At 58.5% G+C, this 13,765-nt stretch carries 12 protein-coding genes and 1 tRNA gene; 5 read left to right on the top strand and 8 right to left on the bottom strand.

Annotated features, from left to right (window positions below):
* Complete coding sequence (gene rfbB / locus ACTQV3_RS02775; RefSeq protein WP_441535779.1) at positions 1–1,023, top strand: dTDP-glucose 4,6-dehydratase; 1,023 nt, start codon at positions 1–3, stop codon at positions 1,021–1,023.
* Positions 1,024–1,137: 114 nt separating this feature from the next.
* Positions 1,138–2,592: a sugar nucleotide-binding protein gene (locus tag ACTQV3_RS02770; RefSeq protein ID WP_441535780.1), complete on the top strand. Its 1,455-nt coding sequence runs from the start codon at positions 1,138–1,140 to the stop codon at positions 2,590–2,592.
* Positions 2,593–2,629: 37 nt separating this feature from the next.
* Here ACTQV3_RS02770 and ACTQV3_RS02765 read toward each other — a convergent pair whose 3' ends face one another.
* From ACTQV3_RS02765 to ACTQV3_RS02755, 3 genes are read right to left on the bottom strand one after another with little or no spacing between them, the layout of a single operon-like run.
* A complete protein-coding gene (locus ACTQV3_RS02765) occupies positions 2,630–5,041 on the bottom strand; it encodes a YfhO family protein (protein WP_441535781.1) in 2,412 nt (803 codons plus the stop codon).
* Complete coding sequence (locus tag ACTQV3_RS02760; protein ID WP_441535782.1) at positions 5,025–5,993, bottom strand: glycosyltransferase family 2 protein; 969 nt, start codon at positions 5,991–5,993, stop codon at positions 5,025–5,027. The genes ACTQV3_RS02765 and ACTQV3_RS02760 overlap by 17 nt, the downstream gene beginning before the upstream one ends.
* Before the next feature lie 6 nt (positions 5,994–5,999).
* On the bottom strand, positions 6,000–6,971 hold the full coding sequence (locus tag ACTQV3_RS02755) for a glycosyltransferase family 2 protein (protein WP_441535783.1): 972 nt from the start codon (positions 6,969–6,971) through the stop codon (positions 6,000–6,002).
* Between the two features lie 160 nt (positions 6,972–7,131).
* Between ACTQV3_RS02755 and ACTQV3_RS02750 the strand changes: the two genes are divergently transcribed.
* The 3 genes from ACTQV3_RS02750 to ACTQV3_RS02740 all read left to right on the top strand — a co-directional run bounded on the left by ACTQV3_RS02750 (position 7,132) and on the right by ACTQV3_RS02740 (position 8,885).
* On the top strand, positions 7,132–7,977 hold the full coding sequence (locus ACTQV3_RS02750) for an ABC transporter permease (protein WP_427794415.1): 846 nt from the start codon (positions 7,132–7,134) through the stop codon (positions 7,975–7,977).
* An 11-nt stretch (positions 7,978–7,988) separates the two neighbouring features.
* A complete protein-coding gene (locus ACTQV3_RS02745; protein ID WP_022094777.1) occupies positions 7,989–8,756 on the top strand; it encodes an ABC transporter ATP-binding protein in 768 nt (255 codons plus the stop codon).
* A gap of 52 nt (positions 8,757–8,808) precedes the next feature.
* Positions 8,809–8,885 (top strand) — tRNA-Arg (locus ACTQV3_RS02740).
* Between the two features lie 310 nt (positions 8,886–9,195).
* Here ACTQV3_RS02740 and ACTQV3_RS02735 read toward each other — a convergent pair.
* The 5 genes from ACTQV3_RS02735 to pheA form a co-directional block, all read right to left on the bottom strand.
* Positions 9,196–10,197 carry a hypothetical protein gene (locus ACTQV3_RS02735; protein ID WP_441549806.1) on the bottom strand — a complete coding sequence of 334 codons (1,002 nt, stop codon included), beginning with the start codon at positions 10,195–10,197 and terminating at the stop codon, positions 9,196–9,198.
* Entirely contained in the window at positions 10,197–10,646 is a 450-nt protein-coding gene (locus ACTQV3_RS02730) for a DUF4869 domain-containing protein (RefSeq protein ID WP_427748113.1), read from the bottom strand. The genes ACTQV3_RS02735 and ACTQV3_RS02730 overlap by 1 nt, the downstream gene beginning before the upstream one ends.
* Positions 10,647–10,775: 129 nt before the next feature.
* Positions 10,776–11,213: a type II 3-dehydroquinate dehydratase gene (aroQ, locus tag ACTQV3_RS02725; RefSeq protein ID WP_441535785.1), complete on the bottom strand. Its 438-nt coding sequence runs from the start codon at positions 11,211–11,213 to the stop codon at positions 10,776–10,778.
* Between the two features lie 100 nt (positions 11,214–11,313).
* Positions 11,314–12,552: a shikimate kinase gene (locus ACTQV3_RS02720; protein WP_441535786.1), complete on the bottom strand. Its 1,239-nt coding sequence runs from the start codon at positions 12,550–12,552 to the stop codon at positions 11,314–11,316.
* Positions 12,553–13,698: a prephenate dehydratase gene (pheA, locus tag ACTQV3_RS02715; protein ID WP_441067808.1), complete on the bottom strand. Its 1,146-nt coding sequence runs from the start codon at positions 13,696–13,698 to the stop codon at positions 12,553–12,555. It abuts the gene before it with no gap.
* Positions 13,699–13,765: the final 67 nt, after the last annotated feature.

The raw sequence follows: 13,765 nt of genomic DNA, 5'->3' as shown, positions 1-13,765 counted from the left end.
ATGTCTGAAGAGCTCTTCGAGCCCAGGAACATCATCGTCACGGGCGGCTGCGGCTTCATCGGCAGCAACTTCGTGCACTACGTGGTCGACAACCACCCCGGGGTGCACGTCACCGTCCTGGACAAGCTGACCTACGCCGGCAACCCCGAGAATATCGCCGGGCTGCCCTCCGACCGCGTGGAGCTCGTCGTGGGCGACATCTGCGACGCGGAGCTACTGGACAGGCTGGTGCCGGGCCACGACGCGATCGTGCACTACGCCGCCGAGAGCCACAACGACAACTCCATCGCCGACCCCGAGCCCTTCCTGCGCACCAACGTCGAGGGCACCTTCCGCCTGCTGGAGGCCGTCCGCAAATACGGCGTCCGCTACCACCACGTGTCCACCGACGAGGTCTACGGCGACCTGGCGCTCGACGACCCGGCCAAGTTCACCGAGGAGACGCCGTATAAGCCCTCATCGCCGTACAGCTCGACCAAGGCGAGCTCCGACATGCTCGTGCGCGCCTGGACCCGCACCTACGGCCTGCGCGCCACGATCTCCAACTGCTCCAACAACTACGGCCCCTACCAGCACGTGGAGAAGTTCATCCCCAGGCAGATCACGAACATCGTCGACGGCGTGCGCCCCAAGCTCTACGGGCGCGGCGAGAACGTCCGAGACTGGATCCACACCGAGGACCACTCCTCGGCCGTCTGGGACATCCTGACCAAGGGCCGCACGGGGGAGACCTACCTCATCGGAGCCGACGGGGAGAAGGACAACATCACCGTCCTGCGCATGATCCTCACGGCCATGGGCCGCGACCCCGAGGACTTCGACTGGGTCGCCGACCGCCCCGGCCACGACCGCCGCTACGCCATCGACTCGACCAAGCTCCAGCGCGAGCTCGGCTGGAGGCCGGCCCACACCGACTTCGCCGAGGGGCTCAAGCAGACGATCGACTGGTACGTCGAGAATGAGTCCTGGTGGCGACCGGCCAAGGAGGCCACCGAGGCACGCTACCGCGCCCAGGGCCAGTAGGCCGCCCGGGCGCCCTTACGGGGCGCCCCGGGCGGACCGCAGGGCATGGGGATGATCCTGCGGCCCGCCCGGGGCGCCCGCAACCACCGTATCGTCGATAGGAGCTTTTCCCACATGGCAGACATTGCATTCGAGAAGGACCTCTCCGTCGCGGAGACCGGCATCGGGGGCCTCAAGGTCGTCGACCTCGCCGTCCACGGCGACTCGCGCGGCTGGTTCAAGGAGAACTGGCAGCGCGCCAAGATGACCGAACTGGGCATCCCGGACCTCAAGGTCGTCCAGAACAACATCTCCTACAACGACAGCCGCGGCGTCACCCGCGGCATCCACGCCGAGCCCTGGGACAAGTTCATCTCCGTCGCCCGCGGCAGCGTCTTCGGCGCGTGGGTGGACCTTCGCGAGGGCAGCGCCACCTACGGGAAGGTGTTCACCTGCACGCTCGACCCGAGCAGGGCCATCTACGTCCCGCGCGGCGTGGGCAACTCCTTCCAGGCCCTGGAGGACGGCACCGCCTACACCTACCTGGTGGACGCCCACTGGTCCCTCGAGCTGAAGAAGACCTACACCTTCGTGAACCTCGCCGACCCCGAGCTCGCCATCCAGTGGCCCATCCCGCTGGATCAGGCCACCGTATCCGAGGCCGACCTCAACCACCCGATGCTGAGGGACGTCGTCCCCATGGCGCCGAAGCGCACCCTCGTCACCGGCTGCGACGGCCAGCTGGGCCGTGCGGTCCGCGCGCTGGCCGAGGAGCGCGGCGTCGCCAGGGACTTCGACTTCTGCGACATCGACACCTTCGATATGTCCGACCCGGACGCCTATTCGCAATACGACTGGTCGCTCTACGGCACCGTGATCAACTGCGGCGCCTACACGGCGGTCGACAGGGCCGAGACTCCCGAGGGCCGCGTGACCGCCTGGAAGGCGAACGCGACGGGGCCGGCCCTTCTCGCCCGCACCTGCGCCGAGCACGGGATCACCCTCGTCCACGTTTCCTCCGACTACGTCTTCGACGGCACCGCCGAGGTCCACACCGAGGGGGAGCCCCTCAGCCCGCTGTCCGTCTACGGCCAGACCAAGGCCGCCGGCGACATCGCCGTGGCCGGGTGCCCGCACCACTACATCATGCGCTCCAGCTGGGTCATCGGCGAGGGGCACAACTTCGTCAAGACCATGAAGGCGCTCTCCGACCGCGTCGCCGACCCGGAGGACAAGCTCACGCAGGTCACGGTCGTGGACGACCAGCTGGGACGCCTGACCTTCACGCGCGACATGGCCGAGGCCATCTTCCACGTGCTGGGCTCGCACGCCCCCTACGGCACCTATAACTGCACCGGCTCCGGCGCCGTCAAGTCCTGGGCCGACATCGCCCGCGCCGTCTTCGAGGCAGCCAACGGCAACGGCGACAGGGTCGTGCCGGTCTCGACCGACGACTACTACGTCGGCGCCGAGGGCCCCGTAGCCCCGCGCCCGGTCCACTCCGCGCTCGACCTGTCCAAGCTCGAGTCGGTCGGTTTCCGCATGCCCGACTGGGAGGAAGAGCTGGGGGAGTACCTCAAGACGCTCTAGTCTCTATTTAATTTGCGAGAGCAAAAGCCGCCGCTTGTTAACGGCGGCTTTTCTTATGTGTGGAGGATAGCCCCGCTGCAACAAGGGCAACGGCGGTCGCCAAACTCACCGCAATCCCCGCAAATGCACCAGGGGTTCTATAGCTCATCGCGATCTTGTTTGCGCCTTTCCGCACGCTCAGGCATGTCATGCCCTTGTCGGCGGCGGGCGCCAGCTCTGCGGCAGCTCCGTTAATCGTTGCCGTCCAGCCCTCATCATACGGAACGCTCAACAGCAATTTGCCGTCATCCTCGGCGGTATACTCGCCTTCGATCCTTCCGTCTTCAAAAACCGTCGGAATAAACTCGCTCGTCCTAAGCTCGTTAATAATCTGCTCAAAAACGTCCAGATTGAGGGCGTAAAAGACCGGCTCATTGTCTTGGGGCATGCTGGTAGAGCCCTCTGCGACTCCGATTGACACCGTATGCTGACTTGCTGAATCCGATGCATCTGCAATCTGGCGGATATTATTGTCGAATCTCCAGGCTTCATTTTCGATCGTTCGCTGGTCGATGGTAAGGGTGACGGGCCAATAGCTACCGGCGGTCGCATCTTTGTTGATGTAGAGATACCCGATGGAGCTTGCCGGTACAGTGACGCTCCATTGCTTTAAGCTATCGCTATTCTCCGTGCTCGTGGCCTCGATCTTGGTATAGAGCTCGACCTCGCGGCCTAGGATTTTGCTGTAGAGGTCGTTCTGCTTTTCGAAAGGGTTTTCGCTCTTCAGCGTGCTGTTTTTGATATCGCTTGAGGCTGCGATGCCAATGCTGAGCGCATAGGGGTTCTCGTACACCGCGCTTGTGGAGTCGGCCTGATTCGTCTTGGCTAAAACGTATTCCGCAGGCGCGTTTTCAGGAATGGCATACTTGACTCCCAGTAGGGCATCGACGGCGAGAATGGGCTCGGCATAACGGGTCGAGAATTCGCCGACGCTGCTGTATCCAAGGGAGTTGAGCAGTGCGATGGCCTGCGGGTTATTTGCGGATGAGTAGGACGACAGCTGGTTGTACCCAAGCGCTAAGCCCTCGTTGAGGGCAGCGCTATCGGCGCGCGTGGTCGTTCGATCGATACGGTAGAATGACGCAGGATCCTGGGCTTGAATGGTTGTGATCGTGTCGGTTGCGGTGGCGACATAGGCGCTGTTGGTTTCTTCGGAATAGCCTGTGTACAGCTGATTCCACATGACATGGGCGTTTGCAAATAGTTCAATTGCCGTGAGTGCCAGGAGTGGCATGACGATGGCCGGCCGATGGGCTCGACGTAATGCTGGCCGTTCTTTGAGCTTCTGCAGCGCGTATCCTGCGGCCCACATCGTAAAGAAGCCCAGCAAAAAGGCTGTGCGCGAATAGAACCCGTTGGGAACGCGCATGCCGCACCAGATGTACTCGAGCGGGCTCAAAACGGAGCTAGCGATCAGGACGGCTGTGACGACGAACGTTGCGATGCGTATCTTGGCCGAAACCTTGCGGTTAAACAGTAGGCTTATTGCAAGTAACATCATGATGACGCCGCAATAGAACTGCGGCGTATTCCCGTTATTCACCCACATGCCGGGGATGAAGCCCCTGATGAGCGATTTGAGGCCTGTTTTAAGCAAAGGGCCAAGTGCTAGCACGGGGCCGCCTTTTGCCATGGCAAGGATGGTCGGCAAAAAGGTCCAGGCGGACAGGAGCAGCCCAAGCATCATAGCCCCTGCAAATCGTAGGGCCCGGTCGAGCGTGAGCATCCAGCTAAATCCTTCTGCAGCGACGTAATCGACAAACTCAACCAATACGAAGATGCAGAGGAATAGGATGTTGATATAGGCCGTATACCAACAGAACATGACATTGAGAGCAATCGCAATAACGAGGCGTATCATTTTTTGTTCGCGAATGAGCTCGTAGCATCCGAAGGCGCAGATGGGTAGCAGGATAAGGCAATCAATCCAGAGCGGATTGCACAAATTACTTATGGTCCAACTGCAAAACGTAAATGAGAGGGAAAGCAGGAATGCTGCGGGCTTGGACAGGTCAAAGCGCTTTTGCACATACCAAGCGCTGCTGATGTGGATGCAGCCAAGCTTTAGCGCGCTGATGATAAACACAAAGAGCGTCAGCTTGCCTGCGGGAAACAGCACGCAGAGCAGGTTGAAGGGGCTGGCGAGGTAGTAGCTATAGAGCCCCCATGTGTTCATGCCGAGTCCCTGTGAGAAGGAATAGCGAAGGTTTGCCTCGCCTAAAAGGACGCGGCGAAACCACGCGAAGAAGTCGATGTATTGGTATTTGAGATCGTTGGTGAGAAACGAGTTGTCGCCAAAGGGGTAGACATGCCCCGCCGCTGCAAGTGCGACAAAGAGTGCGACGGAAAACGTGAAGCAGGCGGTGTAGAACGCCACATTCTTGAGCGTGCTGTTATTGGGCTGTGTCATCAGATTCCTCGTTGGACTCTCGAATGATATAGATGGGACGTCGCTTGGTTTCCAAGTAGGCTTTTGCCAAGTATTCACCGATGATTCCTAGGCATAGGAGCTGCATGCCGCCAAACAGCGTAATGAGGCAGGCAAGGGAGGGCCATCCGCCTACGGGGTCGCCCCAAACAAGCGTTTTGACGAGGATGACGATAAATCCCAGGATGGCGATGAGACAGAAGACGATACCCGTGAGGGCGGCGAGGGAGAGCGGCGCCGTGGAAAACGCGACGATGCCGTCGATGGAATAGAGGAGCAGCGACCAAAAGCTCCATTTGGTCTCGCCGGCCACGCGGTTGACGTTTACGTAGGGGAGCCATTTGGTCTTGAAGCCGACCCAGCCGTAAATGCCCTTGGAGAATCGGTTGTATTCGCCCATGGAGATGATGGCGTTGACCATAGGTCGCTTCATGAGTCTAAAATCGCGTGCTCCGTCGACGATGTCGGCCTTGGAAATGCGGTTGATGATCTTGTAGAACATACGGGCGCAGAACGACCTGATGGGAGGCTCGCCTTCGCGGGTGGTCCTGCGTGTGGCGACGTTATCGTAGTTTTCGGTCTGCAGGATCTCGTACATCTGCGGCAGAAGCGAGGGCGGGTCCTGCATGTCGGCATCCATGGTGGCGACATAGTCGCCCTTTGCGTGCTGGAGTCCGGCGAGTAGTGCCGCCTCCTTGCCAAAGTTGCGCGAGAAAGAGTGCCAGCGGATGGCGTATGGATGCGCCGCCGCGGCTTCTGCTTTCATGACGGCGAGCGTTTTGTCTGCCGAGCCATCGTCGATGAGGACGGCTTCAAAGGAGATGCCGGGGTCTTGCTGGGTCATAATGCGAACGACGCCATCGAGCTCTATAAGAAAGATCGGAAGTGATTCCTGCTCGTTGTAGCACGGCACGACGATGGAGATGAGCGGCATGGTGGTTTACCTCTCGCTTGACTTGGAAGTAGGGTGGCCGGGCTGGTCGTCGTAGGCGTATTTGCTGTACACGTTGACCTCCCACTGCTTTTTTTCGACCTTTGCTACAGAATCCAGGATGAATCCGGTCGCAAGGCTCAGGCCGCACAGGAACATAAACGAGGCGGCGAGTATGGCGGTGGGGAAGCGCGGGACCAGGCCGGTCTGAAAGTACTCAACAATGATAGGAATGCCCAAAGCCAGGCCGATAATCGCGAATAGAAGCGCGACGAGGCTGAAGAACTTCAGCGGGCGGTAGTCCTTGAACAGCGTGCCGATCATCGCAACGACTTTAATGCCATCGCTGACGGTGTTGAGCTTGGATTCGGAGCCTTCCGGACGGTCGCGGTACTCAATGGGCACATCTTTGATACGCCAGCGGTGATCGACGGCATGGATGGAGAGTTCGGTTTCGATTTGAAATCCCTCGGAAAGCACGGGGAACGTTTTAACAAAGGGACGGCTCATCGCGCGATAGCCCGTCATGACGTCATCGAAGCTGTAACCATAGATCCACTTGATCATGGCGCGAACTAGGTTGTTGCCAAAACCATGGAAGGCGCGCTTGTTTTCCTCGGCATAGGTGCCGTTGGAAAGGCGGTCGCCTACGGTCATGTCGGCCGTGCCGTTAAGGATGGGCTCGCAGAGGGCCTTAGCCGCCTCGGCGGGGTAGGTGTCGTCCCCGTCGACCATCAGGTAACAATCGGCATCGATATCGCGAAACATCTGACGGCAGACGTTGCCTTTTCCCTGACGGGGCTCAAAACGCACTGTGGCGCCGTGCTCGGTGGCGATGCGTGAGGTATCGTCCGACGAGTTGTTGTCATAAACATAGACCGTCGCCTGCGGAAGCTCGCGGTGAAAGTCGTCGATGACTTTGCCGATCGTGAGCGCTTCGTTGTAGCAGGGGATGATGACGGCGATGGATTTAGAATTCACTCAATGCTCCTTATACATTCAATCCTAGAAAGTATAGCCTTTTGCGTCTGGCATCCTTAGATGTGGGTTAGTTCTCCAGTTTTGCTGCGCGAATCTTTTGCATGGCCGTCGGGTCTATACTGTTCATTTGTCAACGATTACGAGTAAGGGAGTTGCGTCCGTGTCGGATCAGACAAAGCAACAAGAAACTCGCAGTCTGCCTGCGACGTTTGCTAAGAACGAATTTGAGAAGGATGCGTTTATCCTTCGTCAGCTGGTTACCAAGGATTTTAAGATCAAGTATCGCCGTAGCGTTCTGGGCGTCGCATGGTCGGTGCTCAACCCGTTGCTGATGATGATCGTCATGGCCATCGTGTTCTCGACGATTTTTGCCCAGGGCCGCAATGGCTCGATTACGCCCGAGATGTACCCGCTGTACTTGATTGTGGGTAACGTTACCTTTGCCGTGATGTCCGAGTCCACGAACCAGGCACTGACGTCCATCGTAGGTGCGGCTCCGCTGCTCAAGAAGGTTAAAGTGCACCGCTGGGTCTTCCCGGTGCAGAAGGTGCTTTTCTCGCTGGTGAACTTTGCCTTCTCCCTGGTCGCCGTCGCCATCGTCATGCTGTGGTTCCACGTTATGCCTTCTTGGCACCTCATTCTGCTGCCCGTCTGCCTGCTGCTGCTTATGTGCTTCTGCATGGGTCTGGGCATGATGCTCTCTGCCCTTACGGTTTTCTTCCGCGATGTCATGCATCTGTGGAGTGTTGTCATCACGGCTTGGACCTATATCACGCCTATCTTCTGGACTACCGACTTTATCGTTCAGATGCCTCATCTTGTTCGTATTTTGGTTTACGCGAACCCCATGTACAACTATCTGCAGTTTATGCGTGATATCTTCCTGTTCCAGACTACGCCCTCGCTTATGACGTTTGGTATGTGCGTCGCTTGGGCGGTCCTTGCGCTTGTTATTGGCTACACCGTGTTCCATAAGTCCGAGCGCAAATTTATCCTCTACATCTAAGGAGTGCTGTGATGACTGAATCTGTTGTTGATTACAGCGAGCAGCCTCTGGCTGTCGAGGTCGACGACGTCACCATGATCTTTAACATGGCGTCCGAGTCGTTGACCAACCTCAAGGAGTACTTCATCAAGCTCGCAAAGCACGAGCTGTTCTTTGAGGAGTTTAGGGCGCTTAAGCATATCTCGTTTGATATTCATCGTGGCGAGGTTGTGGGTCTGGTCGGCACCAACGGCTCCGGCAAATCCACGATGCTCAAGATTATCGCCGGCGTGCTTGAGCCCAGTGAGGGCAGCGTTAAGGTGCACGGTAACATCGCGCCGCTGATTGAGCTTGGTGCCGGCTTTGACCCCGAGCTGACTGCCCGTGAGAACATATATCTGAACGGCGCCCTGCTCGGCTATACCAAGGAATTCATCGATGCTAATTTTGATGGCATTATTGAGTTTGCCGAGCTGCAGAACTTTGTTGATATGCCGCTCAAAAACTTCTCCTCGGGTATGGTTGCGCGTATCGCCTTTGCAATCGCGACGATCACCGAGCCCGATATCCTGATCGTTGACGAGACGCTGTCCGTCGGTGATGTGTTCTTTCAGCAAAAGTGCGAGGACCGCATTCAGCACTTTATCCAGAGCGGCGACGTGACAGTTCTGTTCGTTTCGCACTCCATGGAGCAGGTTGAGCGCATCTGCCAGCGTGCCGTTTGGATTGAGAAGGGTGACCTTCGCATGGACGGCCCGGTCGATGAGGTCTGCAAGGCGTATCGCGAGCAGTTCAACTAGGTTATAATTACAGCCGCTTGGCTGATTTATTTGGTTGGGCGTGCGGTTATTTGCTCCATTAGCTCAGTTGGATAGAGCAGGGGACTTCTAATCCCAAGGTCGACGGTTCGAATCCGCCATGGAGCACCATCGTTTATTGAGCCCGGGCCGCTTGGTGGTCTGGGCTTTTTTCACATGCCGGTGTTCTTTATTCTTGCCGGGTATACGTTTAGGCCCAAGCCGTGGTGCGAGCGTTCTGCGGACAGGCCAGTCTTGCCATCTTTGCAATCCACGCGGTCGATTGGTTTATTCCTTGGCAGACCATGCCTCTGCTTATGCGCTGCCAACATCGTGGCTCTTCGCATCAATCGTGCGCTGCGCCTGCGATATTGGATTGGCTTACGTGATCAAGAAGGCGTAACGACAGTGGGGAGAACCAACTTGGTCCTCCCCGCCGTATCTATTCTGCTTTCAAACACTCGGGCAAGACGTTTGCTACTGCATCCATTGCCTGCGGCCTCAGGTACTGCTCATTGAGCTTTGCCTTTTTGTAGGCATAGCGAGTGTCTGCCGAGTATTTGATCAATACGTCGGTGAAGAATCGCTCCCAACTTAGGTACTTGCGGCTTTCGATATAGCTCGAAGGATCCTTGAGGATTTTTGGAATGTCGTTGTTGGGGATGAGGCCGGATTGCAGAAGCGTCCACTCAAATGATTCCGGGAGGAACAAGCGAACGTTCTTGTAAACGCGCTGTCCCAGCACCTTTTCGATGTAGGGGCCAAACGCTGCGCCGTCTCCAATGGCAAGAACGTTTTGCTCGGGGCATTCGTGAATCGTTCGTTTTAGGTTTGCTACGCCGGTAGCGGTGTAGCAGGGGATTCCCAGTCGGTTGCAAAGGGCGCTGTAGAATTGATAACCAGACTTGCTATCCTCGACAATTACGGCATCGGGATTGTCGAAACCTACGTTAAGGTCCTGATACAGCATACTTGCCGTGTGGTCATATAGCGGCTTGGTCACCGAGTAGAAGCGCCTGTCGCTCTTGCGGCCATTGATCGTCTTGCTTGTGGTGTTGACCAGTTTTAGGATCTCGTCGACGCTGTAGGGGAGCTCGTTGGCGTCGCGACGAGATATCAGAACAAAATAGTTGGACGAGCCGTTGACGGCTTTGGCGAAGTCCTTTGAGTAGATAAACTCGTTACCCTCATCTAGAAAGACGATTGAATCTTCGATGATCGACAGCTCGCGCTCCCAGCGTCTGCCAGAAAGCGTTTCGCAAGGTACGTCGCAGATGAGTGCAACGCCGCTTTCCGGTCCTCGGTCGTTGTAGTCGCGAATCATCGAGATGAGCGTCGTTTTGCCCGTGCCGCTGTTGCCGCGTATGAAGGAAATATTTCGTTTAAACGTGAGCGTGTATTTGACCTTTGCACGCTCTACGACAACGGTGTGCGTTCCCCTCATTACTCATCAACATCCAAAAAGTCATTCGTGGCGCCGACAAACTCCTGCATGTTTCTGACGATGCGGCCATCGTTTTCAATGCGGATTTCAAAGTTCTTCCAGGGGAATTTCATGATGTGGTAAAGGGTCACCAGCACATCCTGTTCTTTGCCGATCTTGAGTAGCCAGCGGGCACAGTTGTCTCCGCAGGTGGATGCGTTAAACACCATATTTGGGAGATTGCGCACCAGCAGCAGCGTCTTAACGCCGCCGGACAGTTCGAGTGGAGTGATTGAGCCCAGCTGCTTGCTTACGATGTTGTGGGGACCGATGAGCTCTGATCCGTCCACGCGTTTAATAATCTGTGCGGCCATGGGGTCTTCGAACCATGAGTCCAAGTATGAGTTCCTAAAATAGGTTTCGGTATCGTAGATGGAACCGGGGTAATCCCCCAGGTGAATGCTCAGCATGTGGGTCTCCAGACGTAGTGTGACTGCAACGATTATATGCCAGTAATAAAATGCCGGCAGCAGCGAGGTCGCTACTGCCGGCGCTGGCTTTATTAGCGCGTAGTCGTTTTGATGGATTTGCTCGCAACGTTACTTTTCGAGATGCTCCCTCAGCAGCTCCAGCGCGTGAGCGTAGCCCTGGAGGCCCTCGCCGGTGATGGTAGCAAAGCAAGCTAGGCGCGCATAGCTCACCTGGCGGAAGTCCTCGCGCGTCTCGACGGCGCTAATGTGGACCTCAACGGCGGGGATGGCGACGGCCTTGAGGGCGTCGAGAATCGCCACGCTCGTGTGCGTGTAAGCGGCTGGGTTGATGACGATGCCGTCGACCTTGCCGTAGGCCTCCTGGATCTTGTCGACGATGCTGCCCTCGTGGTTGGACTGGAAGACCTCGACCTCGCCAAAGCCCTGTGCGGCTCCTGCCTCCTGGCAGATCTGGACCAGGCGGTCGTAGTTGTCGCTGCCGTAGATGCCCGGCTCGCGAATGCCGAGCATGTTGAGGTTGGGGCCGTTGATGACGAGTGCTTTCATGGTTGCTTCCTTTGCGGTCTGGTTGGTGGCGGGGCTTGCTGTCTGCGGCGTTTGCCCAGATAAAACCTGCCAAAATAAACCTGTCCCTTTTTGGCAGGTTTTAGAGGGCGTCGAGGACGGCGCGGGCGGTGTTGGCGGCGCAGTCGCGTGAGTCGATGATGTGGTCGGCCCAGGCGCGGTAGCGCGGCATGCGCTGCTCGGCGAGCTTGTCGATGCCGTCGCGGGCGGTGATGGGGCGACCCTTGTGGGCCAGCTCGTCGAGCTTGCGGTTGAGCATCACAATCTGGCTGTTCTGATGCAGCAGCGGGTAGTTCTCGTCGCGCGTGACCACGCCGCCGCCGGTGGAGAGCACCAGGCCACTGCGCTTGGAGATGTCGGCCAGCGCCGCCGTCTCCTGCTCGCGGAATGCCGCCTCGCCGCGCTCGACGATAAAGTCGGCGCAGGACATGCCCAGACGCTCCTCGAGCGCGCGGTCCAAGTCGATGTGCTCGCGGCCCGTGAGCTGGGCAATCTGCTCGCCTACGCGGGTCTTGCCCGAGCCCGGCATGCCGATGAGCGCGATGTTCTGCTCGCGGCGGGACAGGCGCTCCGTCACATCCAGGATGCGCTCGCGCGGTGTAATCTGGCCGGTGTAACGCTCGACAGCCTGTGCCGCTTGGGCCACAAGCATGAGCAGGCCGCCGATGCAGGGGATGCCGCGGCGCTCGGCCTCGAGCATCAGGCCCGTGCGGGCGGGGTTGTAGACAATGTCGATGACGCCCTTGAGCGCGTCAAGTCCTTCGAGCGTGCAGGGAGCGTCGGGGCAGTGGGGAAACATGCCAGCAGGCGTGCAGTTGACGAGCAGCGTCGCGTCGGACTGCTGTGCGATGTTGTCGTAGTTGACTTCACTCGTGCGGCCGACAGGTACAACGACGGCGCCCAGGTCACCGAGCACCATGCTGGCCGTGGTGCCGGCACCGCCGGTGGCACCGAGCACGAGGACCTTCTTGCCGGCAACCTCTACGCCCAACTCCTCGACTAGACACTGAAAACCAAAGTAGTCGGTGTTGTCGCCGCGCAGGCTGCCGTCGGGTAGGCGCGTGATGGTGTTGACGTTACCCATGCGCTTGGCCAGGGGACTCAGCTCGTCCAGGTAGTCCATGACGGCGCGCTTGTAGGGGATGGTCACGTTGGTGCCCTCCCACTCGTCGCCCGTCATAAAGGCCTCGAGGTTCTCGGGCTCGCGCTCAAAGCGCACATACTCCAGCCCTGCGAGCTCCTTGTAGATGGTCGGGGTGTAGCTGTGCCCCAGCACGCGGCCCAGCACGCCGTAGGGGCGGGTTGCAGCGGTATCGGTCATCTAGAGCACCTCCGTGTAGCTGCCAAAGTAAGTGAAGCTTTCGCACACGTCATCGATGGAATCGAGCAAGTCGTCGAGGGCCTTGCTGCCAAAGGGGCAGTCCAGGTCAAAGTAGAACATAAACTCAAAGTCGTGCCCGGGGATGGGGCGGCTCTCAAGCTTGATGAGGTTGATGTTGAGCGCGTAGAAGCGCTCGAGTACGCGGTAGAGGGCACCCGGTTCGTTGGCCGTAGTGATCATGAGCGAGGTGCGGTTGGCACCGGGATAGACGCGCGGCTCGCGGCAGATGACAACAAAGCGCGTGTAGTTGTTGTCCGAGTCCTGGATGTTGGGCTCCAGCACCTCCAGACCGTAGAGCGCGGCACAGCTGCGCGAGGCGATGGCGGCGACGTCGGCGCGATCGGAGTTGGCGACCATCTCGGCCGACATAGCAGTGTTGGGGTACTTGGTGGCGTGCAGGCCGTGGGCCTCGATAAAGCCGGCGCACTGGGCGATGGCCTGGCCATGGCTGTAGACCTCGCGCACGTCGGCGAGCTTGGTGCCGGGCTTGACGAGCAGGTTATGATCGATCTTGAGGCGCAGCGAACGCACGATGTGGAAGTCGAACTGGGCGAGAAGATCGTAGACGGCGTTGACCGAGCCCGCGGTGGAGTTTTCGATGGGCAGCACGCCAAACTCGCAGAAGCCGTCGCGTACGGCGCGCATAACGCCCTCAAAGGTCTCAAAGAACGCAATATCGGGCACGTCGAAGAGCTTGCACGCGGCGATTTGGCTGTAGGCGCCCTCGACGCCCTGGCAGGCGACGGTGGCCGTCTGAGGGAAAGGTGTGTCAAATGCTGCTGCCGTGGCATGGGTCTTTTGCGACACGGTGATGCCCTTGAGCTCGTTGATGTAGCGCTGCTGCTCGGCCTTGCTCATGCTCATGAGGAGGCGGAACAGGGTAATGGTCTGGGCCTCGTAGCGCTCGGGTGCTCGGCTGGCAAGGTTGTTGAGTTTGGAGCGCTCGCGGGCGGGGTCAAAGACGGCCTTGCCCATCTCGATCTTTGATTTGGCGACCTCGGTGGCAATGTCCATGCGCTCGACAAAGCTGTTGAGCAAGGCGGTGTCGATGCCATCGATGGCCTGGCGAATATCGGCAAGGTCCATGGAGACCCCTTTCGTGAATCGTTGCCTAGGGTAGTTAATTTGGGACGGGGCTTTTTTAGCTGCCCTT

Origin of the sequence: Collinsella sp. LCP19S3_A7, assembly GCF_052121995.1 — a bacterium.
Lineage (GTDB): Bacteria > Actinomycetota > Coriobacteriia > Coriobacteriales > Coriobacteriaceae > Collinsella.
The sequence above is the reverse complement of the archived record's forward strand: the minus strand, read 5'-3'. Positions and strand labels throughout refer to the sequence as shown.